Source organism: Streptococcus sp. 2018110, from assembly GCF_019754115.1.
Classification (GTDB): Bacteria; Bacillota; Bacilli; order Lactobacillales; family Streptococcaceae; genus Streptococcus; species Streptococcus hashimotonensis.
This window is the reverse complement of record NZ_JAIJZO010000014.1, coordinates 1-22,765: the sequence shown is the minus strand read 5'-3', so window position 1 is coordinate 22,765 and position 22,765 is coordinate 1. Positions and strand designations below refer to the sequence as shown.

Annotated in this window: 21 protein-coding genes, 1 pseudogene and 1 riboswitch; of the genes and pseudogenes, 15 read left to right on the top strand and 7 right to left on the bottom strand. The window is 40.6% G+C overall.

What is annotated here, in order from left to right:
* Nucleotides 1–162 precede the first annotated feature (162 nt).
* Nucleotides 163–901, top strand: a pseudogene (locus tag K5Q34_RS08500) (cyclase family protein).
* A gap of 50 nt (nucleotides 902–951) precedes the next feature.
* Here K5Q34_RS08500 and gorA read toward each other — a convergent pair.
* A complete protein-coding gene (gene gorA, locus K5Q34_RS08495; RefSeq protein WP_105119207.1) occupies nucleotides 952–2,301 on the bottom strand; it encodes a glutathione-disulfide reductase in 1,350 nt (449 codons plus the stop codon).
* Between the two features lie 213 nt (nucleotides 2,302–2,514).
* Here gorA and K5Q34_RS08490 point away from each other — a divergent pair, with 213 nt between their 5' ends.
* From K5Q34_RS08490 to K5Q34_RS08465, 6 genes are all read left to right on the top strand, one after another.
* A complete protein-coding gene (locus K5Q34_RS08490; protein ID WP_024401720.1) occupies nucleotides 2,515–3,675 on the top strand; it encodes an efflux RND transporter periplasmic adaptor subunit in 1,161 nt (386 codons plus the stop codon).
* Entirely contained in the window at nucleotides 3,656–4,351 is a 696-nt protein-coding gene (locus K5Q34_RS08485) for an ABC transporter ATP-binding protein (RefSeq protein ID WP_202846405.1), read from the top strand. Before K5Q34_RS08490 ends, K5Q34_RS08485 begins: the two co-directional genes overlap by 20 nt.
* Nucleotides 4,352–5,599, top strand: a complete 1,248-nt coding sequence (locus tag K5Q34_RS08480; RefSeq protein ID WP_044681089.1) for an ABC transporter permease — start codon at nucleotides 4,352–4,354, stop codon at nucleotides 5,597–5,599.
* 125 nt (nucleotides 5,600–5,724) lie between these two features.
* Entirely contained in the window at nucleotides 5,725–6,789 is a 1,065-nt protein-coding gene (locus K5Q34_RS08475) for an LLM class flavin-dependent oxidoreductase (RefSeq protein ID WP_172115406.1), read from the top strand.
* A 213-nt stretch (nucleotides 6,790–7,002) separates the two neighbouring features.
* Nucleotides 7,003–7,419, top strand: coding sequence for a hypothetical protein (locus K5Q34_RS08470; protein WP_105154268.1), 417 nt, complete (start codon nucleotides 7,003–7,005; stop codon nucleotides 7,417–7,419).
* A 21-nt stretch (nucleotides 7,420–7,440) separates the two neighbouring features.
* A complete protein-coding gene (locus K5Q34_RS08465; protein WP_105154267.1) occupies nucleotides 7,441–7,710 on the top strand; it encodes a cytoplasmic protein in 270 nt (89 codons plus the stop codon).
* A 394-nt stretch (nucleotides 7,711–8,104) separates the two neighbouring features.
* On the opposite strand, the gene lysS is transcribed toward K5Q34_RS08465, so the two are convergent.
* The 6 genes from lysS to K5Q34_RS08435 form a co-directional block, all read right to left on the bottom strand.
* The gene (gene lysS / locus K5Q34_RS08460; RefSeq protein WP_024380363.1) at nucleotides 8,105–9,595 is read right to left on the bottom strand and encodes a lysine--tRNA ligase; all 1,491 of its coding nucleotides are present in this window, start codon (nucleotides 9,593–9,595) and stop codon (nucleotides 8,105–8,107) included.
* Between the two features lie 102 nt (nucleotides 9,596–9,697).
* Nucleotides 9,698–10,324 carry a histidine phosphatase family protein gene (locus K5Q34_RS08455; protein ID WP_221864834.1) on the bottom strand — a complete coding sequence of 209 codons (627 nt, stop codon included), beginning with the start codon at nucleotides 10,322–10,324 and terminating at the stop codon, nucleotides 9,698–9,700.
* Between the two features lie 2 nt (nucleotides 10,325–10,326).
* Nucleotides 10,327–10,809, bottom strand: a complete 483-nt coding sequence (locus K5Q34_RS08450; RefSeq protein ID WP_029180347.1) for an aminoacyl-tRNA deacylase — start codon at nucleotides 10,807–10,809, stop codon at nucleotides 10,327–10,329.
* Entirely contained in the window at nucleotides 10,809–11,651 is an 843-nt protein-coding gene (locus K5Q34_RS08445) for a DUF368 domain-containing protein (RefSeq protein ID WP_172115402.1), read from the bottom strand. Before K5Q34_RS08445 ends, K5Q34_RS08450 begins: the two co-directional genes overlap by 1 nt.
* Before the next feature lie 102 nt (nucleotides 11,652–11,753).
* On the bottom strand, nucleotides 11,754–12,302 hold the full coding sequence (thiT, locus tag K5Q34_RS08440; RefSeq protein WP_024410121.1) for an energy-coupled thiamine transporter ThiT: 549 nt from the start codon (nucleotides 12,300–12,302) through the stop codon (nucleotides 11,754–11,756).
* 58 nt (nucleotides 12,303–12,360) lie between these two features.
* Nucleotides 12,361–12,456: riboswitch (TPP riboswitch) on the bottom strand.
* A gap of 23 nt (nucleotides 12,457–12,479) precedes the next feature.
* Entirely contained in the window at nucleotides 12,480–13,334 is an 855-nt protein-coding gene (locus tag K5Q34_RS08435) for a glycoside hydrolase family 25 protein (protein WP_024406698.1), read from the bottom strand.
* A gap of 112 nt (nucleotides 13,335–13,446) precedes the next feature.
* Between K5Q34_RS08435 and K5Q34_RS08430 the strand changes: the two genes are divergently transcribed.
* From K5Q34_RS08430 to tpiA, 8 genes are all read left to right on the top strand, one after another.
* Nucleotides 13,447–13,950 (top strand): hypothetical protein, encoded by a 504-nt coding sequence (locus tag K5Q34_RS08430; RefSeq protein ID WP_024406699.1) that lies wholly within the window; start codon nucleotides 13,447–13,449, stop codon nucleotides 13,948–13,950.
* Complete coding sequence (locus K5Q34_RS08425) at nucleotides 13,947–14,312, top strand: DUF4430 domain-containing protein (RefSeq protein WP_024418011.1); 366 nt, start codon at nucleotides 13,947–13,949, stop codon at nucleotides 14,310–14,312. Before K5Q34_RS08430 ends, K5Q34_RS08425 begins: the two co-directional genes overlap by 4 nt.
* A 136-nt stretch (nucleotides 14,313–14,448) precedes the next feature.
* Entirely contained in the window at nucleotides 14,449–15,663 is a 1,215-nt protein-coding gene (ftsW, locus tag K5Q34_RS08420; protein WP_221864833.1) for a cell division peptidoglycan polymerase FtsW, read from the top strand.
* Between the two features lie 20 nt (nucleotides 15,664–15,683).
* On the top strand, nucleotides 15,684–18,380 hold the full coding sequence (gene ppc / locus K5Q34_RS08415; RefSeq protein WP_172115398.1) for a phosphoenolpyruvate carboxylase: 2,697 nt from the start codon (nucleotides 15,684–15,686) through the stop codon (nucleotides 18,378–18,380).
* Between the two features lie 114 nt (nucleotides 18,381–18,494).
* Nucleotides 18,495–18,998 (top strand): RNA polymerase sigma factor, encoded by a 504-nt coding sequence (locus tag K5Q34_RS08410; protein WP_205028268.1) that lies wholly within the window; start codon nucleotides 18,495–18,497, stop codon nucleotides 18,996–18,998.
* Nucleotides 18,979–19,950: an anti-sigma factor gene (locus tag K5Q34_RS08405; RefSeq protein WP_208546786.1), complete on the top strand. Its 972-nt coding sequence runs from the start codon at nucleotides 18,979–18,981 to the stop codon at nucleotides 19,948–19,950. The genes K5Q34_RS08410 and K5Q34_RS08405 overlap by 20 nt, the downstream gene beginning before the upstream one ends.
* 355 nt (nucleotides 19,951–20,305) lie before the next feature.
* Nucleotides 20,306–21,502, top strand: a complete 1,197-nt coding sequence (tuf, locus tag K5Q34_RS08400; protein ID WP_012775011.1) for an elongation factor Tu — start codon at nucleotides 20,306–20,308, stop codon at nucleotides 21,500–21,502.
* A gap of 174 nt (nucleotides 21,503–21,676) precedes the next feature.
* A complete protein-coding gene (tpiA, locus tag K5Q34_RS08395; protein WP_221864832.1) occupies nucleotides 21,677–22,429 on the top strand; it encodes a triose-phosphate isomerase in 753 nt (250 codons plus the stop codon).
* Nucleotides 22,430–22,765 lie beyond the last annotated feature (336 nt).

Below are 22,765 nucleotides of genomic sequence, written 5' to 3'. Positions count from 1 at the left end.
GAGATTGGATAAGAAAGTCAATGCTCTTTCATCGGCTGTAACAACTCTATAGGTGATTTTTATAACAGCTAATAAGAAACTTATATAGTAAAAAACAACAAATTATATGTAAAACAACCTATACCTATACTAGAATAATAAAAAAAGAAAGTGAGGATTTCTATGACAGAATTACTTGATATTTACCGTACTCTTAAATCTAAAACTTGGGTAGACTTGACTCACCAAATCAATGAAAAGAGCCCGCATTTCCCTGCGCTACCAGCTCTCGAAAAGAAAGCCCTATTTACTCATAAGGATGGCTTCTTTGTCGAACAATTTACGGTTGTGGGGCAGTATGGAACCCATATTGATCCTCCCGATTCATTTTGTAGAAGGAGCTCGTTATCTTGATGAGATTGATTTGAAAGATTTACTCCTGCCACTCTACGTTATTGATAAATCTGCTGCTGTTATAGAAAATAATGACTATGAGATAACTAAGCAGGATATTTTAGACTTTGAGGCTGAATCTGGCCCGATTGCGCCAGAATCTTTTGTTGCCTTTCGTTCGGATTGGTCAAAGCGCTGGCCTAGTCAAGATGCCATTCGTAATCTAGACGAAGATGGAGTTCAACGTACACCAGGATGGAGTCATGAAGCTCTAGAATATTTGATTGAAGAACGTCAGGTGAAAGCAGTTGGTCATGAAACATTGGATACCGATTCAGGAGTATCTGCAGCCAAACACGGAGGAAGTCTACCAGAAGAATACTATCTCCTATCAAAAGATATTTATCAGTTGGAAGTATTGGCAAACTTGGATCAGGTACCACCAACAGGCGCATTGATTTCAATCGCTTTTCCTCATTGGGAGAAGGCTTCGGGTTCACCAGTGCGAGCAATTGCTATATTACCATAAGAAAAAGTCCAGACAGTGCTGACCTTCATGTCTGGACTTTTTCAATTGAGTTAACGCATAGTAACAAATTCTTCAGAACCTGTCGGATGGATGGCGACAACGGCATCAAATTCTTCTTTTGTAGCTCCCATTTTGATAGCAACTGAGAATCCTTGAATCATTTCATCGACACCATAGCCAATGCCGTGCAGACCAACGACTTTTTCATTTTCTCCTACGGTTACTAATTTAAACTTGGCCATTTGGCGGTTGTTTTCTAGGGCAGTGTACATAGAAGTAAAGGCTGAAGTATAGACTTTTACATTGTCCTGGCCGTACTGGGCAATCGCTTCGTCCTCAGTTAGACCAACTGTTCCGATAGCGGGGTGAGAAAAGACGACAGTTGGGATGGTTGTGTAATCCATTTTTGCGGTTGGTTTATTGTTAAATAAACGTTCTGCCAAAAGGCGACCTGCCTTGATTGCAACGGGTGTTAATTCTTTTTCACCAGTCACATCACCGAGGGCATAGATACCTGGTACAGCTGTTTCTTGGTATTCATTGACAGAAATATGTCCTGAAGAAGTAAGTTGAACACTAGTTGCTTCTAGGTTGAGTTTGTCAATATTTGGTTTACGTCCAATTGCCCAAAGGACCTTCTGAGCAATATGGTTACTACCGTCAGCAAAGTTAATCTGGATTTGTCCATCATCAGTTTTTTCAAGACTGACAGGAGTTTTCCCGGTATGGAGTGGAAGGTTGGTACGTTGCATTTCTTCCATCAAGGCATCAACAATGTAGGTATCAAAGCTACGAAGAGGGCGATTGCCACGAACAAAGAGGTCAGTTTGGACACCGAGTCCATGTAGGAGACCGGCCATTTCCACAGCGATATAACCAGCACCAATCACAGCCACAGAAGAAGGTAATTCTTCCCATGCAAAGACATCGTCAGATACAATCCCTAGCTCACTACCAGGAATAGCAGGGACTGCCGGTTTGGCGCCAGTTGTGATGACAATGTGTTTTGCACGAATCAGCTCACCATTGACTTCAACCGTTTGATTGTCCACAAAACGTGCGAAACCCTGGATAACTTCTACTCCGTTATTGTTAAAAGTATTACCGTAGGATGCGCGTGAACGCTCAATATAGGCTTCGCGATTTTTACGCAAGGTGGCAAAATCAAAGGTCACCTCTTGGCTAGTAAATCCATATTCAGGTCCATAATGCTGGATGGCTTCTGCTACCTGAGAACCGTACCACATAATTTTTTTGGGTACACAGCCAAGGTTAACACAGGTCCCTCCTAGATAGCTTCCCTCAATAACTGCTGCCTTGGCACCGTACATAGCGGCTCGGTTCATGGTAGCGATGCCTCCGCTTCCGCCTCCGATAGCGATAATATCAAACACTTTCATAAATTTCCTCCAATAAAATCAGTAACTATATTCATTGTAACGTTTTTTTGTGTGTCAATCAAAAATCCGCTACGTTACCTTACAAAAATGTAAGTGGGAAAATTGCCGAACTTTTTATAAAATAGTTAGGAAAAAACTTGCATTTGTTCTTGTATTTGTGTATTATATAGACAACACAAAATAAGTATGTTTTATAAAGAAAAGGAGTTTGTTATGTTAAAGACAAAGAAAGCGAAAATTGCTTTGTTTGGCGGCCTTGGAGTAGTCGCAGTTGCCCTAGTAGGTGGGGCCTTAATTTTTAGCAATATGCTAACGTCGTCACCATCTTCAGAAGAAGTAGCCATGAGTATGACCTATACCGTTGCTAAAGAGGGGTCGATTGCTTCCTCAACGCTACTTACAGGAACGATTACAGCAGCAGATGAGCAGTATGTTTACTATGATCCTTCTAAGGGAGATTTGAGTGAGGTTCTAGTTGCTCCAGGTACTCAGGTCGAAGTAGGCACCCCTTTGATTCGCTATGATGCTACAGAGTTGCAGTCTGCTTTGGATACTGCTGTTCGTGGTCGTGATAAGATTGGTCGCCAAATTGAAGACTTAAGAACCAATGGTCAAACTGTTCAAACAACTGGTGATGCAGAAACAGATGCTGCCGCAACTGCTACTGCACAACGTTCAGTAGATATGCAGTTGGCAGACTTGAATGATTCGTACGCAGATGCTCAAGCTGCGGTTGATAAAGCCTATACAGCCTTAACTGAAGCGACAGTAACTAGCACCGTTGCTGGTACAGTTGTTGAAGTGAATAAGGCTGTTTCTAAGAACTCTACATCTAGCCAGACAGTTGTACATATTGTAAACCAAGGTAGTTTGCAAGTAACAGGTAGTTTGACAGAATACGATTTGGCTAATATTGCAGTGGATCAAGAGGTCAAGCTGACTAGCAAGGTGTATCCTGATAAGACTTGGACAGGAAAAATTACCTATATTTCAAACTACCCATCTAGTGATCAAGCTGGTGCCGCAGTTACAACAGGAACTGGTGGTTCAGGTGCTAAATATCCATTTAAGGCAGCTCTAACTAGTGAATTAGGTGAGTTGAAGCAAGGATTTTCTGTAAATATTGAGGTTGTCAATACAAGTAAAAACATTTTAATTCCGGTGTCCGCAGTTGTGCCAGAAGAAGATAAAAACTATGTGTGGACCCTGGTTGATGGGAAAGCTAAGAAAGTGGAAGTCACTCTCGGAAACGCAGATGCTTTGAACCAGGAAGTGACTGCTGGCATAGCAGTAGGTGATAAGGTTATTACCATTCCGACTCCGGATCTCGAAGATGGCAAAGAGGTTGAAGCCAATGAAGAACCAGCTTATTAGATTAACGAATATCAATAAATCCTACAAAAATGGTGATCAAGAGCTCCGAGTTCTAAAGGATATTGATTTAGAAGTGGAAGAGGGAGAATTTCTTGCCATTATGGGACCTTCTGGTTCAGGTAAATCAACCCTTATGAACATCATCGGGCTTTTAGATCGTTCCAGTTCAGGAAACTATTGGTTAGAAGGTGAAGAGGTCAGTCAACTTTCTGAGAAAAAATTAGCTCAGGTTCGGAATGACCAAATCGGTTTCGTTTTCCAACAATTTTTCCTATTATCGAAACTCAATGCCCTTCAAAATGTAGAATTACCCTTGATTTATGCTGGAGTTCCATCAAGCAAACGTAAGGAACTAGCTCAACAATATCTTGAAAAAGTTGAGTTGGCAGAGCGGATGACGCATTTACCATCGGAATTGTCTGGTGGTCAAAAACAACGGGTGGCTATTGCGCGTGCACTAGTCAATACTCCGGCTATTATTTTAGCGGATGAACCTACAGGTGCCCTAGATACTAAGACAGGTGAGCAGATTATGCAACTTCTGACGGAGTTGAATAATGAAGGAAAGACCATTATCATGGTTACACATGAGCCTGAGATTGCTGCTTACGCAAAACGAAAAATCGTCCTACGTGATGGAGTGATTACCGAAGATAGTCGAAGGGAGGGAGTTTAGATGGAAAATTGGAAATTCGCCCTCAAATCTATTATGGCTCATAAAATGAGGTCTCTTCTTACGATGTTAGGTATCATCATCGGTGTGGCTGCAGTTGTCATTATTGTTGCCATGGGTACAGGGATGTCCAAGAGCATAGAAAAGTCTCTAGCTGGCGATCAAAATAATGTTCAAGTTTACTTTACTGCCTTCTCCAGCTCAAGCACAGCCTTCGGTCCATTTGGAACAGTATCGACGGAAGAGCCAATCTTAGAAGAAGAGCCAGATTTGACGGATTCTACTTTAAAAGGATTGCTAGAGATTGATGGTGTATCGAGCTATTATTCCAGTATCAGTAACATGGCTGAAGTCAGCTCAGGCAATAAAAAAGCAGAGAATGTCACCATTACTGGTGTCAGTCAGAATTACTTTGCTGTGAAAGAATATGAAATTTTAGCTGGTCGTCAATTTACAGCTAACGATTATAGTCGTTTTTCACGTATGATTATGCTAGATACGGCACTAGCTGAGAAGTTGTTTGGTTCTATAGAGGACTCTCTCAATCAGACGATTAGTGTCAATAGCAATGCTTATCTCGTAATAGGGGTTTACAAAGATCCAAAAGCAGGGACAGCTATTTATGGAATGAATTCAGGCGGAAATGCCGTCATGACTAATACGCAGCTGGCTGCTGAAACAGGCATGAAAGAGAATTCTCAAATCTATGTCCATGTTGAAGATGTTACTCGGGCAACAGAAGTTGGTCAGGCCGCTGCAGATTACTTGACTAAAGCGACTGGATTGAAAGAAGCGAGATATGAGATTTATGATATGTCAGCCATGTTGGAGGAGTTTAAATCTCAAATGTCTGGTGTTACCCTGTTTATCGGTGCTGTTGCAGGTATCTCCTTGCTGGTTGGTGGTATCGGTGTCATGAATATCATGCTGGTATCAGTAACTGAGCGGACTCGTGAAATCGGCCTTCGAAAAGCGCTTGGAGCAACCCGAGGCAATATCTTGATGCAATTCTTGATAGAAGCCATGGTCTTGACTACTCTTGGTGGAGCAATCGGTCTCGCAATCGCCCAAACAATAGTCTTCTTGCTCAATGTGAGCAAGGCGATGGGAGAAAGAATAACTGCTGAAGTTTCAATTCCAGTTGTTCTGGGAAGTCTGGCTTTCTCAGCGGTAGTTGGTATTGTATTTGGTGTACTACCTGCTAACAAAGCATCTAAGCTTGATCCAATTGAAGCTTTGCGCTATGAATAATCTATTGAAACGATTAGGTTTTCCTAGTCGTTTTATTTTTTGAGCAAATCAATTGACTGTATCACTAATTAGAGATAAAATAAACGCATCAATTAAGAAATAGTGATTTCAAAGGAGAACACATCATGGTAGAATTAGGTATTTCAACATTTGGCGAAACAACTCCACTAGAAAAAACAGGGGAAACTTACAGCCACGACGAGCGGATTCGCCAGCTAGTCAAAGAAATCGAACTAGCTGATGCGGTGGGGCTTGATGTTTATGGGATTGGGGAGCATCACCGAGAAGATTTTGCGGTTTCTTCACCTGAGATTGTGCTGGCAGCTGGTGCCGTCAATACCAAGCATATCAAGCTAACATCAGCAGTTTCAATCCTTTCCTCCATGGACCCTGTGCGACTTTATCAGCAGTACACCACCATTGATGCTTTGTCAAATGGCAGAGCGGAAATCATGGCGGGTCGTGGTTCCTTTACGGAGTCATTCCCCTTGTTTGGCTATGATCTCCATGACTATGAAGAACTCTTCGATGAAAAGTTGGACATGCTTCTGGAAATCGACAAGGAAACCAATCTCAAGTGGGATGGGCATTTTACCCAGTCGGTCGATAATAAGCCAGTCTATCCACGTCCTGTTCAGGAAGATTTTCCCATTTGGGTGGCAACTGGGGGCAATGTAGAATCCACCATCAAGATTGCTAAGAAAGGCTTGCCAATTGTTTATGCTGTCATTGGTGCAGGTGCCCATCGCTTTAAACCTTTAGTCGATGCTTATCGCAAGGTTGCCCGCAACTCAGGTCATGATCCAAAGAAAACGAAAGTTGCAGCCCATTCTTGGGGCTGGATTGCAGACGACCATGACAAGGCTGTGGAAGAATACTATCATCCAACCAAAGTAATTACGGACAATATCGCTAAAGACCGCCCACATTGGAGCGAGATGACCAAGGCGCAATATCTCTACTCCCTGACAGACGAAGGTGCAACCATCGTCGGAGATCCAAAACGAGTCGCTGAAAAAATTATTAAGACAATTGAAACACTTGACTTGGACCGTTTCTTCCTCCATCTCCCAATCGGCTCTATGCCACATGAAGATGTCCTCCGTGCTATCGAACTCTACGGAACAGAAGTCGCGCCAATTGTCCGAGATTATTTTGCAAAAAAAGAAGAGAATCAGTCCCAAGACTGATGAGAGAGTTGATAGGAAGAGCTATACTATAGTCAATCCTAAATATTTTTCATAATCTCCTGAAAATCCTGACCAAGTGGTTGGGATTTTTTGTGGTGTTGGAGAGGAAAGAAAATGGCAAAGTTTTTTGCGTTATAATTTTTGAAATTGAGTTAGCATGAGCGGATAATAAATGCTATAATGAACATAGTAGTATTTAATGGAGATGGGATAGTGTTAGTAGATAAGGAAAGTTTTTTCTTAGCAGAAGAAGTTCTTCGTAAGCAAGGGATACTTGATAAGTTTGAAGCTGAAAATGGTAAAATAACAGGACATATGATGATTACGATGATGGATCTTCCGCCTGAATTAAAGATCGAAAATTCTAATGAAAATGTTAGGGCTTTTTATGCCTCTTTTGATTTCTATGATATGATGATTGGAATTGCAATAGATTTAAGTAGTAAGGAACCCGTATCTCAACTTTGGCTGGCACCACAATGTGATGATGCAGTGGAGCCATCGATGGAATGGATAGAGTTTTTCTTAAAAACGCTATTTGAGAATCTTTCAGAAGATGGAGTTGGCATTCCAATGTATAGCTTTGTAAATGATCACAGTGATTTTACAGCTCTCCCACATAAATCATAAAATAAGATTTAGGAGCAGACTATGACGGATAAATATGATTTTGGACAGGCTCATTTTTACAGCAGTAATCATAAACCTGAATTGGAAAATGATAGAGTATGTGGGTGTTTTTATTGTTTGAAAATTTTTTCCCCTGCTGAAATTGATGAATGGATAATTGAAGATACAAAAATAGATTATAGAGGAACGGCAATATGTCCATATTGTGGAATCGATTCAATCATTGGTGAAAGTTCTGGTTTTCCAATGAACAAGGAATTCTTTAAAGAAATGAATAAAAGATGGTTTTAATCATTATTTCGCTTGTATATAGAACCTGTTTTAATTCATATACTAATAATATTCTTTTTCTACATAGATTGGATTTATAATTTCATTGAAATTGTATTCTTAATACTCGATTTAACAAAAGTACAATCTAGGAACATTGACAGCACAATTTCTGTTGTCAGTGTTCTTTTTTATCCAGATTCTCCTAAGCAAACTAAAACAGCTCTTGGGATGAACCGAGAGCTGTTACTTGTGTTAGATATTTTGTATTTCAAAATAGTACTTACTTAATGTACAGTAACTTACATCATCGTCAGGAGTGACAAGGTCTAGCAGACCTTGTCAGCCAATCGCCAAGAAACTGGAAAGCGATTGGTATTTCCTAGTGGCAACAATACTAGAAGGTTACTCTAGCTTATTTCATAGTCGGAAATAGGAGTACATCCCGAATAGTAGTGGTATCTGTCAGGAGCATGCAGAGGCGGTCGATACCGATTCCGAGGCCGCCTGTTGGTGGCATACCGTATTCGAGGGCTTCGATGTAGTCGTAGTCAACGCCTGTCGCTTCGTCGTCACCGAGTTCTTTAGCCTTGGCTTGGGCTTCGAAGCGTTCCAATTGATCGATTGGGTCGTTCAATTCTGTAAAGGCGTTTCCGTATTCCTTGGTCATGATGAAGAGCTCGAAGCGGTCTGTGAAGCGTGGGTCTTCATCGTTTTTCTTAGCTAGTGGGGATACGGCTACTGGATGACCATAGACAAAGGTTGGTTGGATAAGAGTTGCTTCAACGTATTCTTCAAAGAAGCTGTTGATGATTTGACCAACTTCTGTATGGTGTTTTTCCACAGGGACCTTATGCTCAGCTGCAAGGGCTTTTGCTTCCTCGAAGCTCATCTCTTGCCAGAAGTCCACGCCAGTTTGTTCCTTAATAGCATCAACCATGTGGATACGCTTGAATGGCTCATGGATAGCAATTTCAGTGCCCTGATAAGTCACTGGACCATCACCGACAACAGCCTTGGCAGTATGCTGGATAATACCTTCTGTCAAGTCCATGATGTCTTGATAGTCTGCATAGGCTTGGTAAACCTCAATGGAAGTGAACTCAGGGTTGTGAGTCGCATCCATACCTTCGTTACGGAAGATACGACCAATTTCATAAACGCGTTCCATACCGCCGACAATCAGGCGTTTGAGGTGGAGTTCTGTCGCGATACGAAGCACCATGTCAATGTTTTGGGCATTGTGGTGGGTAATGAATGGACGAGCTGCAGCACCACCAGCTTCGTTGTGAAGGACAGGTGTTTCCACTTCCAAGAAACCAAGTCCGTCAAGGTAACGGCGGATTTCTGAGATAATTTTTGAGCGGGTCACAAAGCGGTCAAAGCTCTCGCGGTTAGTAATCAAGTCCAAATAACGTTTGCGGTAGCGGGTCTCGATGTCTGTCAAACCGTGGAATTTTTCTGGCAATGGGCGGAGCGCTTTAGAAAGGTGAGTCAACTTGCGAGCATGGATAGACAACTCACCAACGTTTGTCTTGAAGACATCTCCCTCGACACCGATAAAGTCACCAAGGTCTGCTTTTTTGAAGATTTCATAATTTTCTTCGCCAACATCATCCTTACGAACGTAGATCTGAATCTGGCCTTCGCGGTCTTGAATGTGAGCAAAACCTGCCTTACCCTTACCACGCTTGGTCATAATACGGCCTGCAATGATAGCTGTTTGCCCTAATTCTTCCAAGTCTTCTTTTGATTTGTCTTCGTACTGGGCCTTCAATTCAGCTGAGTTGGCAGAACGCTCAAAACGTTTTCCAAATGGGTCAATGCCCTGTTCGGCAAGAGCCGTCATTTTCTCACGACGGACAATCTGTTGGTCATTTAATTCTTCAAAATGTTCAGTTGACATAAAAATTTTATTCCTCCAAAGTCTGTTATTTCTATTTTATCATAGAAGAGAGAAAAAATCAGTATAAATTGCTAATAGGATAGGAAAAAACAGCAGAAAATTCTACTGTTTTGCTTTATAGCTGGTATCATTCCAAGCTAATTCTGTAAAGTTTTCGAAATCGCTTGTTTCTAAAATAGTAACCGATGCATTATCCAAACCACCTCGGTGACGCAGTTGGGCTGGTGGAAAACCAAGCAGGCGATGGATAGAAGCGGTTAGAAAGGCACCATGGCTGACGATGAGGACTGTTTCCAGGTTTTCTTCTTGAAGAGACTGGATAAAATCGACCATTCTCTGTATGACCTGATGGACAGATTCGGCATCAAAGACATCGTGTTTAAATCGTGCTAGATTATGTTTGAGTGCCCAGGCTTGTTTGGGGTAGATGGCACGAAAAATTGCCATCTTGCTTCCTTCTAGCGTCCCAAAATTCCATTCACGTAGTTGTGGCGTGGTTAGAATGGTTTGGCAATGGTGATTGGCTTTGGCAATTTCTACGGCAGTGCTATGTGCGCGCTGCAAATCACTAGAATAAATAGCATCAAAGGGGATTTCAGCAAGGTATTTGCCCAGTTTTTCTAAATCCTGATAAGATTCGGGCAAGAGAGCCGAATCTCCAGAATAGCCTTGAAAGCGTCCCTCCAAATTCCATTCGGTCTTACCGTGACGGACAAAGTAGATTTTCAAGTCTAGTCCCTCCCCTCGATCAAATCGGCAAAGTCAGCTTTTACAAAATCAGCTAAAACCTGGCTATCAATTTTTATCGACCGACCAATTTCACCAGCAGAGACAATCAAGTGGCCGAGTTCAAGGGCAGATTGATCAATGTAGATTGGGAAATTATGCTTCTGACGAATGCCCACGGGATTGTTGGCACCGTGGACGTAGCCAGTTGTCTTTTCCAAGTCCTTTTGCGGAATCATGCTCACTTTTTTATTGCCAGAGATCTTGGCTAATTTTTTCTCAGACAGGTGTTCTGTGATGGGAACAATGCCGATAATTGGTCCAGTTTTATCTCCAGTTAATGCTAGTGTTTTGTAAATTTCGTGTTCTTCAATTCCTGGTGGAAGTTGACCTTCGAAGGCATTTAAAACAAGGCTATCATGATCGATCTTAGCCTTGTCTAGTATTTGGTCCACCAAGGTTTTCTTTATTTTAACCTTTTTTGCCATTATTTATATTTTTCCTCAAGTTTACTCATCCAAAGCCCTAACCATGCGCCTAGTATAAATAGGACAATAGCAGCAATCCATGTAACAAAGTTCGCTCCAGCATAGGAAATTGATTCTTTATTACTTGCTTGTGGAATCAAAATTAGCAGAGTAGAAGATGAGACGATACCAATAATAAAGTGATAAACACGTGAATGGTATACTTTCAGAGCGTGGTCCATTGCTTTTGAAAATGCAACCATTGCAAGAACGCCACCGATTGCGATTGGTAGGAAGGTGCAGAATAGATCAAGTGATTTGAAACCATTTAGCATTGGCGTGTAGATCCCCAAAATTAATAGCAAGTTTGAAGGGCTGAGTCCAGGAACAAGTACCCCTAAAGCAATCAAGGCACCTGCCAAGACAAAACTTGCAAAGTTTGCTGGAAGCGTTCCTACAAGATCGCTTAAATTGTAAAGTAGGAGACCAGAAACGACGAATGTCCCAATCAACCAAGCCAAATCAATGCTATCTCGTTTGCTCTTTTGAGTTGATTCTTTAAGCAGGCTAGGGATAGTTCCCACGATTGCTCCTGCAAAGGCCCACAAAACTGGGACTTGGAAATGTTGCAATAAATATTCAACAGGGAAAGAGAAGAGTGCGATTCCCAAAATTCCACCGATTCCTACAGGAACAAAATAAAGAAAGTTTTCCTTGAAATCTTTTCGAATATTTGCTAAAAATCCAATTAGTCGCTCATAAATTCCGAGGATAGCAGCGAGTACTCCCCCAGAGACACCAGGTAAGATAAAGCCGAGTGCGATAATCATACCTTTAATAATTCTTGAAATCCAAGAAGCCATAATTTCCTCCAAAATGTATTATAACGCTCCTATTATAGCATAAAGCAAGTAAAAATAATTAAAAAGACTGCCTGTTAGATAAAATCCAGCAGGCAGTTTTGGTTAAAGATTGTAAAAACCTGGTCTTGCTCTATAGAGTAAAATGAGCAGAATAGAGGCAATTGCAGTGGAAGGAAGAATATAGCTGATATTGTAGGTAAAGGAATAGAACCAGACAGGCATACCATCTGGAGCGTAGTCTGCGTAGAAAATAATTCCTGATAAGAAGGTGGCTATCAATCGGATGCTTCCTCCTAGAAAACTAGCCAGAGTAATGATGAGAGTAGCATTTTTTAGATCTTTTTGTTTGGATAGGGTGGGGGCTACTAAACCTGCTAAACCAATTCCGGCGTAAGAAAGTGCATAGTCAAGAAAAACTTGAAAAACGTTTAGGAAGTAGCCACCGTAGAAAAGTTGAATGGTTCCGACAATACTACCAGTAAGAACACCCACCCCTAGTCCGTGGCGTAGAGCAAGCAGTAAGATTGGAAGCATGACTAAAGACACGGATCCACCTTGGGGCATTGTAAAGAGCGGGATTTTGTCAAAGACGAGGGCAATTGCAGAAAAGATAGCGACTTCGGCTAGGATGGATAATTTTGATGCGGACATAAAAAGACTCCTTTGTAGATGGTCAACAAAGGAGTCTTTATAGCAGAGTATAGTATCATTCTATAAAGCACACAATTCCTACGCTAGTTTTAACTAGATCAGGTTCGAGGATTTCGCAGTTGCGATCTCAGCCGAAGCACTCCTTTGTGTATATGTAATTAGTGAAATTGTATCATTTTATTCGGGTGTTGTAAATAGTTTCTGATAAACTTCGTTAGGATCTTTGAGTGTGGTAATGAGGTTTAAATCCAAATGGTGTTCAAATCCGTTGACATACCCACGTGATGTGTATTGGTGAAGATCGTAATCCAAATCAGTATTTGGAGCGGCATTGTAGTAGCCAGAATCATCACCATATGTAGGAATCCAGACTGCATCGAATTTATCCACATTGATGCTGTGGTCTTCCATGAAATAGGTTCCAACGTAAATTCCAATGTTTTTAGCACCGAGAGTTTCTAACTCTTTTCGAAAAGCCTCCACTCCAGCATTCATATCATCCATGGTATATTCTTCAACGTCTAACCAATAGAAGGTCGGCTTGTATTTATTTGCGGCCTTATAAAAGCTTCGAGCTTCCTCCTGCATGCTCTCAATACTATTTCCCGTGACATAGGCATAGACAGCAACAGGGATATTTCTTGCTTGGAATTCTTTAATATGGGTATCAAAGGATTTATCTAACCCGTTTTTATCAGTCGCTGTATTTTCGTTTTTAGTGTGTGATCCACTTTGAATACGAACGATTGCGCCAGAAATGTTTTTGCTAAGGGTATCGTAGTCAATTTCAGAAGGTCTCTGCCAAGCAGAAACGTCGACGATAGGTTTCATTTCGAGCGCATTTGCAATGTAATAACTTGAGCTAGAATTTGTTGGTTTAGAACTTGTACTGGTGTTTGATTGTGTGACTGCGGGTTCGTTAGCTACCTCCGTCTTATTTACAGTATTTCCAGTCACCCCAGTGATGAAAATAAGAGCAAAGAAGGATAGGAAAAAACCAACAACAATCATCGGATTTAGTTTCTTTCTCATCTCCTCAATTCTACCGTAAAATCATGAAAAAATCAAAAAAATACGATTCAAGAAATAGTAAAAGATTATCTGAACTTGACATAATAAAGGGAATAAGGTAGGCTAAATTGGTATGCATGACAAAAGTGAAAAAGTAAGACGTGTTAGTCAGCTAGTTGTTCTGTCCTCTTTGACGATTGTTTTAAGGGTGGTTTTTGGGCCGTTTCCCAATATAAAGCCTCTTACGGCTATTTTCCTCATTGTTCTGTCCTATTTCAGTTTGCTGGAGAGCTGGACATTGATGATACTAGCGATGGTAGGGAGTGGCTTGCTTTTTGGATTTGGAACAGTTGTTTTGTGGCAAGTTCTTAGTTTTGCTTTCATCCAATTTATATGGTGGTTGGCAATTGGTCCTTCTATCAAAAAAGAGAGCATTCCCTTGTGGCTACAGAGTCTTCTGGCGGGGATTCTTGTCTTTTTGTATGGGCTAACGATAAGTTTTTTATCTGCTACACAGTTTGGGATTTCCCCTATCGTCTTCTGGCTTAATGGTCTAGTCTTTGATAGTTTACACGCTGCTTCAACAGTTTTGTTTTATCCAATTATTGATTATATTTTTAGGAGATTTTATAAATGAAAAAAATTAGTATTATGTTGACGGTTGTCTTCTCGCTCTTCTTGGCTGCTTGTACAAACACTACTGAGAAACAGAGCAACTCGGCTATTGAAGTCACTTTGCAGATTACAACCAAGGACAAAGAGAATCGTCAGGAAGTTACTGCGGAAGAAGGTGATAGTGTCATGGATGTACTTAAAGAACATCATGACATTGTAGAAGACAATGGTTTGATAACAGAAATTGATGGTGTTAGCCAAGATGCGAGTACCAATACATACTGGATGTATAAAGTTAATGGCCAAATGGCTGATAAAGGGGCGAAAGACCTTACAGTTGCGAATGGGGATGAAATTGAATTTTATCTTGAAACATTTGAATAGATATGAAAGGCTTCGGCCTTTTTCTTGTTGACAAAAGTTAGTTCCGAATGTTTGCAGAGCAACTTAGAAAGTGATAAGTATTTTTATACAAAGTATGCTATAATAAGAGCTATACTCGAAGAAGGTTGGATAAGCAATGAAGATTGACAAACGCCAGTTGTTGAATTACTCCATACTGATTCCCTATCTCATCTTATCGGTGATTGGGTTGGTCATGGTTTATTCGACAACCAGTGCTACGCAAATTATTAATGGTGGAAATCCATTTAGAACAGTGATTAACCAGGCAGGATTCTGGGTTGTCAGCTTGGTAGCAATCTATACGATTTATCGTATGAAATTAAGTTTTTTACGCAAGAAAGCCGTTATCTATTCGGTTATTTTGGTAGAAGTATTTCTGTTAGCTATTTCTCGGTTGTTTCCTCCGATTAACGGGGCTCATGGCTGGATTCCTCTGCCGATTGCAGGAACCTTGCAGCCGGCAGAATATTTGAAATTAATAATCATTTGGTATCTGGCACATGAGTTTGCAAAACAACAGGCGGATATTCGGACTTATGACTATGTATCGTTGATTAAAGGAAGTTGGATTCCGAAAGAGTTTACAGATTGGCGGGTGGTCAGTCTGCTCCTCCTTGGTCTAGTTGCAACACTGCCAGACTTGGGGAATGCGACGATTATTGTGCTGATTATGGTCGTGATGATCAGTGTGAGTGGGATTGCCTATCGCTGGTTTTCAACAGCGGTTTTGGGAATTGTGGCCGCCTCAACAGTTATTCTAGGAACGATTCGTATTTTGGGTGTAGAAACGGTGGAAAAAATTCCGCTCTTTGGTTATATTGCTCGTCGTTTTGCTGCCTATTTTGATCCATTTGGTAATGCCACCAACTCAGGTCTTCAATTGACTCATTCTTACTATGCGATGAGTAACGGTGGATGGCTTGGACGTGGCTTGGGAAATTCGATTGAGAAAAAGGGGTATCTACCAGAGGCCCACACCGATTTTGCGTTTTCGATCGTCATTGAAGAACTCGGTTTTGTCGGAGCTAGTTTAATTCTAGCCTTATTGTTCTTTTTGATTATTCGAATTATTATTGTAGGCGTCCGTGCTCGTAGTCCATTTAATGCGATGATGGCACTTGGAATGGCAGGTATGCTTCTGATTCAAACATTTGTCAATATCGGAGGAATTTCAGGAATTATTCCTGCAACGGGGGTAACTTTCCCTTTCTTGTCACAGGGGGGATCGAGTCTTTTGATTATTTCCATCGGGATAGGGTTTGTTCTGAATATTGATGCTAGTGAAAAACGTCGATTAATTGAAGAAGAAATAGAGCGTACGCTAATTTAGAGATAGGAAAGAGGTAGGAGATGGCTATTCAAAAATTAGAAAACTATAACAACAAGGAAGCAATCCGTGAAGAAGTAACGATTCTAACATCTATTTTGGAAGAAGTAGCAGCTCAAATGATACCTGCAGAGACTTTTGCTAAAATTGTAGAATTATCTCAATTGTCTCGTCAGGATGATTATCAGGCATTGATTGCTATTATCAGTCAGTTGAATAATGATGAACTAGCAGTTATTTCTAGATACTTTGCTGTTTTGCCACTTTTGATTAATATATCAGAAGATGTTGACTTGGCCTATGAAATCAATCACCAAAACAATATTGATCAAGATTATCTTGGTAAGATTTCAACAACAATTGATATGGTTTCCAAACAAGAAAATGCAGCTGAAATCCTTGAAAAGTTGAATGTTGTTCCAGTCTTGACAGCCCATCCTACTCAGGTTCAACGTCAGTCTATGCTTGATTTAACCAAGCATATTCATGAGTTGCTTCGTCGTTATCGCGATGTAAAATTGGGCTTGCTCAATAAAAACAAATGGGAAGATGAGCTCCGTTGTTACATTGAAATTATTATGCAGACGGATATGATTCGTGAGAAGAAGTTGAAGGTAACCAACGAAATCACAAACGTTATGGAGTATTACAATTCTTCCTTTATTAAGGCTGTCACTAAGTTGCAGCGGGAATACAAACGTTTAGCCGCTGAGAAAGGAATCGCCTTAAATAATCCTCGTCCAATTACAATGGGGATGTGGATTGGGGGAGACCGTGATGGAAATCCATTTGTTACTGCAGAGACCTTGAAGTTGTCAGCCTTGACTCAGTGTGAAGTCATTATGAATTATTACGATGAGCAACTCTATAAACTCTATCGGAATTTTTCGCTCTCAACTTCCATTGTAAATGTATCTACAGCGGTTAAGATGCTGGCGGATTTATCTGAAGATAGTTCTGTCTATCGTGAAAATGAGCCTTATCGTCGTGCTTTTCACTATATTCAGATGAAACTTGCAAACACAAGAGATTATTTAGTTCACAATAAGCCGTCAGATGTTCGCTATAGTAATGTAGCCGAGTTTAAAGCTGATTTATTAGCCATCAAACAATCTTTGATTGAAAATAAATCTATGGCGCTATTGAAAGGTGATTTTACAGAATTACTTGAAGCGGTTGAAGCGTTTGGTTTCTACCTAGCTAGTATCGATATGCGCCAAGATTCTTCTATTCATGAAGCAAGTGTTGCGGAACTATTGGCTTCTGCCCGTATCGTAGAAGACTACTCCAGTTTATCTGAGGAAGCTAAATGCCATGTTCTTTTGAAACAGTTGGAAACTGATCCACGCATTCTTTCTGCAACGCATATGCCAAAGTCAGAACAACTAGAAAAAGAATTGGCTATCTTTGCTGCTGCGCGTGAATTGAAAGATAAGCTAGGTGAGGAAATCATCAAGCAACATATTATTTCACACTCGGAGAGTGTTTCTGATTTGCTGGAATTAGCTGTCCTATTAAAAGAAGTTGGTCTAGTAGATGTCGATAAGGCCCGTGTTCAGATTGTTCCACTTTTTGAGACAATTGAGGACTTAGATAATGCACCTGATACCATGCGTCAATATCTGCAATTAGATTTAGCGAAACGTTGGATTGCAGGCAATAAATACTACCAAGAAATCATGCTTGGCTACTCAGATTCCAACAAGGATGGTGGCTACCTGTCCTCCGGCTGGACACTCTACAAAGCACAGAATGAATTGACGCAAATTGGTCAAGACTACGGAGTAAACATCACCTTCTTCCACGGTCGTGGTGGTACTGTTGGTCGTGGTGGTGGTCCTTCCTACGATGCGATTACATCTCAGCCATTTGGTTCCATCAAGGACCGACTTCGTTTGACAGAACAAGGCGAAGTGATAGGCAATAAATACGGTAACAAAGACGCAGCCTACTATAATTTAGAAATGCTGGTATCTGCAACGCTTGACCGTATGGTCACACAAATGATTACCGATCCAAATGAAATCGATGGCTATCGCGAAACCATGGATGAAATTGTATCAGATAGCTATCGTATTTATAGAGATCTTGTGTTCAATAATCCACATTTTTATGATTATTTCTTTGCCGCTAGTCCAATTCGTGAAGTATCAAGTCTGAACATTGGCTCACGTCCAGCGGCTCGAAAAACCATCACAGAAATCGGTGGTTTGCGTGCGATTCCATGGGTATTCTCCTGGTCACAAAACCGTGTTATGTTGCCAGGTTGGTATGGAGTTGGTTCAAGTTTCAAACGCTTTATTGATAAGCACCCTGATAATTTGTCTAAGTTACAAAAAATGTACGAATCCTGGCCATTCTTCCGTTCACTTCTATCAAACGTGGATATGGTATTGTCTAAATCCAATATGAATATCGCATTTGAATATGCTAAAATGTGTGAAAGCGAAGAGGTACGAAATATCTTCCATCTTATTTTAGATGAATGGCAGTTGACCAAAGAAATCATTTTATCAATCGAGCAAAATGATGAGCTTTTAGCAGAACTACCGTTCCTAAAAGCCAGTCTTGATTATCGCATGCCTTATTTCAATGTGCTCAACTATATTCAGATTGAATTAATTCATCGTCTTCGTCGTGGAGAATTGAGCAAAGAACAAGAGAATCTCATTCATATTACCATCAATGGTGTGGCGACAGGTTTGCGCAACTCAGGTTAATAGGCATAAAACAACTTCTTCGGAGGTTGTTTTTTTCTATTCTAAAAATATATAATAATTATAAGAAAGCGTAACCAAATTATCCCTTATTCGTTTTATTAGTGAAAGGAGGAGATGAGTATCAAACTTGATCAATATGAAAAAGAAGTCATTGGTATTGCTGAGGAGATTTCCTACTATCTGCAAAAATCAGGAGCCAGCCCAACTGACAGTCAGGATATTGCTCAAGATGTTCTAGTCAAATTGCTTGAATCTGATATTGTCCTTCCTTTCGAAAAACTAAGAGCTTGGCTTTACCGTTCTGCAGTTCGGGCTTACATTGACAAATACAGGAGAGACAAGCGCTACCATGAAATTTTACAAAAGGAGTTTTTTAGGCCTGAAAATTTTTTGGTCTATGACCAAGAAGGCTATGAGGAACTCTATCAAGCGGTGGAAGGTTTGCCCAGTAAGTACCAGCAGGTGATTGACCTCTATTATTTCCAAGATATGAGTATCAAGGAGATTGCGCATATTTTAGGTGCTGGTCAAAGTTGGGTGAAAATCAGCCTTTACCGAGGACGCAAACAGTTAAGGAAAGCATTAGAAGAGAGAGGATATGACTATGAAGACTTTTGAAGAAGTGACAAAAAAGAGTAAGCGGAAGAATTTATGGAAAACAATAGGGCTATCATCGCTCATCGGTTTCATCTTAATGCTTATTGGCGTTCAAACCGTAAAAATAATTGTCGGTGCACGAGAAGGTCGTGAGGTGTGGGAACAAACGATGCTAATGGAAATCGCCTATCCAAATATAAATCATGATGGCATTAAAATCCAAAGCACAAGTTATGTTTCTGGAAAACTCTACTTCAATTTGTACAAGGATTTAGACGGTGTTCCTATGGCTTTTGGTCAGCACGAAATTTACTATGACCTGTTTGATAGTCATTATGACTTTGCCCAGCATATACCTGGGAATACCCTCAAATACCTATATGATCATACAACCAATACCAAGGTACCTGTTTTTTACAATAAGAATCAGATCGTGTGGAGTGAGTCAGAGATTGCTAAAGAATTGCCTTATCTAAGAGAAATGAGTGGTCAGCTAGTAGAAGTGGCTATTTCCTTTGATAAGAAGTACAGCTTGGCAGAGATTAAGGAGATGATTCCTAGCAACCTCAAGCAAAATTGGTATTGGATAGGGACAGAAGGGAAGCAGAGTACCCATTACTATCGTCCAGAGCAGCTTTTGGGATTAGATCCAGAGGATATTCAACTGGTCTTTTCGGATATGCCTGGAGACTATATGTCAGGTATGGACTATATGAAAGAGTTCTTAGAATCGGGAGATCAGAAACGAGCGCAGTATTTGGACATACCAGTGGATGACTTGCAAGCCTTTGTTGATAAGTTTGGTAACACCGACTTTACCAAACAAGAAGAGATTGATCGGTTGGAGTTCGCAGGCATTATCCTAACAGGAAAAGCAGAAGACTTTGCTCAGTTGGAAGGCAAGGACTGGATTTATTCTTCTAGTATTGGCGCGTCCATTCCTATTCAGCCTTATTATCAACTGCATCATTAAGTGAAAATAGTCAATATATTTTCAACACCTATAGCAAGAGGCTTGCCAGGGAGTCGTAGGATGACTGAACGGAGAAAGGTCTGTTGCAGTAGTCTCGTATTTGTGGCACCTTGTAGCTATGGTAACATCAATATTCCTACGGAAGTGAGGTGTTTTTAGTTGAGTAATAGGTTAAAATGGGATGATAAAAAAAGTTATGAGCGAAGCTAATAGCCCTTGCAGAAAATGGATAAAATAAAAAACGATAGAAAATGCTTGCAATTCTGCTACAATTTGATAGAATAGTAAGGTAAAGTTAGACTGTATTGCCTACTGTCTATCTATAAAATATATTTTATTGGAGGCTTTTACCAAAATGGCAAAAGAAAAATACGATCGTAGTAAACCACACGTTAACATTGGTACAATTGGACACGTTGACCACGGTAAAACTACTTTGACAGCAGCTATCACAACTGTATTGGCACGTCGCTTGCCTTCATCAGTTAACCAACCTAAAGACTATGCGTCTATCGATGCTGCTCCAGAAGAGCGCGAGCGCGGTATCACTATCAACACTGCACACGTTGAGTACGAAACTGAAAAACGTCACTATGCTCACATCGACGCTCCAGGACACGCGGACTACGTTAAAAACATGATCACTGGTGCTGCTCAGATGGACGGTGCGATCCTTGTAGTAGCTTCAACTGACGGTCCAATGCCACAAACTCGTGAGCACATCCTTCTTTCACGTCAGGTTGGTGTTAAACACCTTATCGTCTTCATGAACAAAGTTGACTTGGTTGACGATGAAGAATTGCTTGAGTTGGTTGAAATGGAAATCCGTGACCTTCTTTCAGAATACGATTTCCCAGGTGATGATCTTCCAGTTATCCAAGGTTCAGCTCTTAAAGCTCTTGAAGGTGACTCTAAGTACGAAGACATCGTTATGGAATTGATGAACACAGTTGATGAGTACATTCCAGAACCAGAACGCGACACTGACAAACCATTGTTGCTTCCAGTCGAGGACGTATTCTCAATCACTGGTCGTGGTACTGTAGCTTCAGGACGTATCGACCGTGGTACTGTTCGTGTCAACGACGAAATCGAAATCGTTGGTCTTCAAGAAGAAAAATCTAAAGCAGTTGTTACTGGTGTTGAAATGTTCCGTAAACAACTTGACGAAGGTCTTGCCGGCGATAACGTTGGTGTGCTTCTTCGTGGTGTACAACGTGATGAAATCGAACGTGGTCAAGTTATCTCTAAACCAGGTTCTATCAACCCACACACTAAATTCAAAGGTGAAGTTTACATCCTTACTAAAGAAGAAGGTGGACGTCACACTCCATTCTTCGACAACTACCGTCCACAGTTCTACTTCCGTACAACTGACGTAACTGGTTCAATCAAATTGCCAGAAGGTACTGAAATGGTAATGCCTGGTGATAACGTTACTATCGACGTTGAATTGATCCACCCAATCGCCGTTGAACAAGGTACTACTTTCTCTATCCGTGAAGGTGGACGTACTGTTGGTTCAGGTATGGTTACAGAAATCGAAGCTTAATTCGATTGAGTTCCCAGAAATAACAATTATAGTCAGACAACTTAATTGTAACTCTCTACTTTCGGGTAGAGAGTTTTTCTGTAAGTATTCATAAAATGCACAGAAATTCTTTAATCTTAGCTAAGTTTATGCTATAATGTACCTTGTACAATAAATATAGAAGAGGTAAGTGAAATGTCACGTAAACCAATCATTGCCGGTAACTGGAAAATGAACAAAAATCCTCAAGAAGCACGAGCTTTCGTTGAGGCAATTGCAGGAAAATTGCCTGCAGGCGACAAAATTGAAGCAGCTATCGCAGCTCCAGCTGTAGATTTGAATGCCCTCTTGTGGTTCGCTAAAGATTCTGAATTGAAAGTTGCTGCTCAAAACTGCTACTTTGAAGATGCTGGTGCCTTCACTGGTGAAACATCTCCAAAAGTATTGGCTGAAATGGGTGTTAACTATGTTGTTATCGGTCACTCAGAGCGTCGTGATTACTTCCACGAAACTGATGAAGATATTAATAAAAAAGCTCATGCAATCTTCCGTAACGGTTTGACTCCAATCATCTGTTGTGGTGAGTCACTTGAAACTTACGAAGCTGGTAAAGCAATAGAATTTGTAGGTGCACAAGTTTCTGCAGCTTTGAAAGACTTGACTGCTGAACAAGTAGCATCACTTGTTATTGCTTATGAGCCAATCTGGGCAATCGGTACTGGTAAATCAGCTACTAAAGATGATGCACAAAACATGTGTAAAGCTGTTCGTGACGTTGTTGCTGCTGATTTCGGTCAAGAAGTTGCAGACAAGGTTCGCGTTCAATACGGTGGTTCTGTAAACCCATCAAACGTTGCTGAATACATGGCATGTCCAGACGTTGACGGTGCGCTTGTTGGTGGCGCATCACTTGAAGCAGAAAGTTTCTTGGCTTTGTTGAACTTCTAATATAGTCATTTAGTTTTTCTTTTATTACTTCGTTAACTCGCTTTGCCGTACTCCAGTACTGTCTGCAGCTCGTTGCCTAGTACTAAAAGTAAACTAAAAGACTATAACAAAAAGCATCGGCTTGTGAATCCGATGCTTTTTTTCTACCATTTGTCAAGTCCATCAAGGTATTTGACGAAAAATATTTTGAGTCTCGTAATCCAAATAAAGAAATTATTTTATTTTGGACTAAAGTTTAGTGTAAAAAGTGTATACAAAAGCAACACCTTATGTTGAAATTTTTTGATAAGGTGTTACAATGATAGAGCATAAACAGTTTTACCGATTTTGGGTAGA

Bases quoted from the DNA above. Each gene is read 5' to 3' on its own strand.
- K5Q34_RS08465 (WP_105154267.1), top strand. From the start codon at position 7,441: ATGACGGATAAATATGATTTTGGACAGGCTCATTTTTACAGCAGTAAT.
- tpiA (WP_221864832.1), top strand. From the start codon at position 21,677: ATGTCACGTAAACCAATCATTGCCGGTAACTGGAAAATGAACAAAAAT.
- tuf (WP_012775011.1), top strand. From the start codon at position 20,306: ATGGCAAAAGAAAAATACGATCGTAGTAAACCACACGTTAACATTGGT.
- lysS (WP_024380363.1), bottom strand. From the start codon at position 9,595: ATGTCAACTGAACATTTTGAAGAATTAAATGACCAACAGATTGTCCGT.
- K5Q34_RS08475 (WP_172115406.1), top strand. From the start codon at position 5,725: ATGGTAGAATTAGGTATTTCAACATTTGGCGAAACAACTCCACTAGAA.
- K5Q34_RS08480 (WP_044681089.1), top strand. From the start codon at position 4,352: ATGGAAAATTGGAAATTCGCCCTCAAATCTATTATGGCTCATAAAATG.
- K5Q34_RS08435 (WP_024406698.1), bottom strand. From the start codon at position 13,334: ATGAGAAAGAAACTAAATCCGATGATTGTTGTTGGTTTTTTCCTATCC.
- K5Q34_RS08405 (WP_208546786.1), top strand. From the start codon at position 18,979: ATGACTATGAAGACTTTTGAAGAAGTGACAAAAAAGAGTAAGCGGAAG.
- K5Q34_RS08425 (WP_024418011.1), top strand. From the start codon at position 13,947: ATGAAAAAAATTAGTATTATGTTGACGGTTGTCTTCTCGCTCTTCTTG.
- K5Q34_RS08410 (WP_205028268.1), top strand. From the start codon at position 18,495: ATGAGTATCAAACTTGATCAATATGAAAAAGAAGTCATTGGTATTGCT.
- ppc (WP_172115398.1), top strand. From the start codon at position 15,684: ATGGCTATTCAAAAATTAGAAAACTATAACAACAAGGAAGCAATCCGT.
- ftsW (WP_221864833.1), top strand. From the start codon at position 14,449: ATGAAGATTGACAAACGCCAGTTGTTGAATTACTCCATACTGATTCCC.
- gorA (WP_105119207.1), bottom strand. From the start codon at position 2,301: ATGAAAGTGTTTGATATTATCGCTATCGGAGGCGGAAGCGGAGGCATC.
- K5Q34_RS08445 (WP_172115402.1), bottom strand. From the start codon at position 11,651: ATGGCTTCTTGGATTTCAAGAATTATTAAAGGTATGATTATCGCACTC.
- K5Q34_RS08485 (WP_202846405.1), top strand. From the start codon at position 3,656: ATGAAGAACCAGCTTATTAGATTAACGAATATCAATAAATCCTACAAA.
- K5Q34_RS08490 (WP_024401720.1), top strand. From the start codon at position 2,515: ATGTTAAAGACAAAGAAAGCGAAAATTGCTTTGTTTGGCGGCCTTGGA.
- thiT (WP_024410121.1), bottom strand. From the start codon at position 12,302: ATGTCCGCATCAAAATTATCCATCCTAGCCGAAGTCGCTATCTTTTCT.
- K5Q34_RS08430 (WP_024406699.1), top strand. From the start codon at position 13,447: ATGCATGACAAAAGTGAAAAAGTAAGACGTGTTAGTCAGCTAGTTGTT.
- K5Q34_RS08450 (WP_029180347.1), bottom strand. From the start codon at position 10,809: ATGGCAAAAAAGGTTAAAATAAAGAAAACCTTGGTGGACCAAATACTA.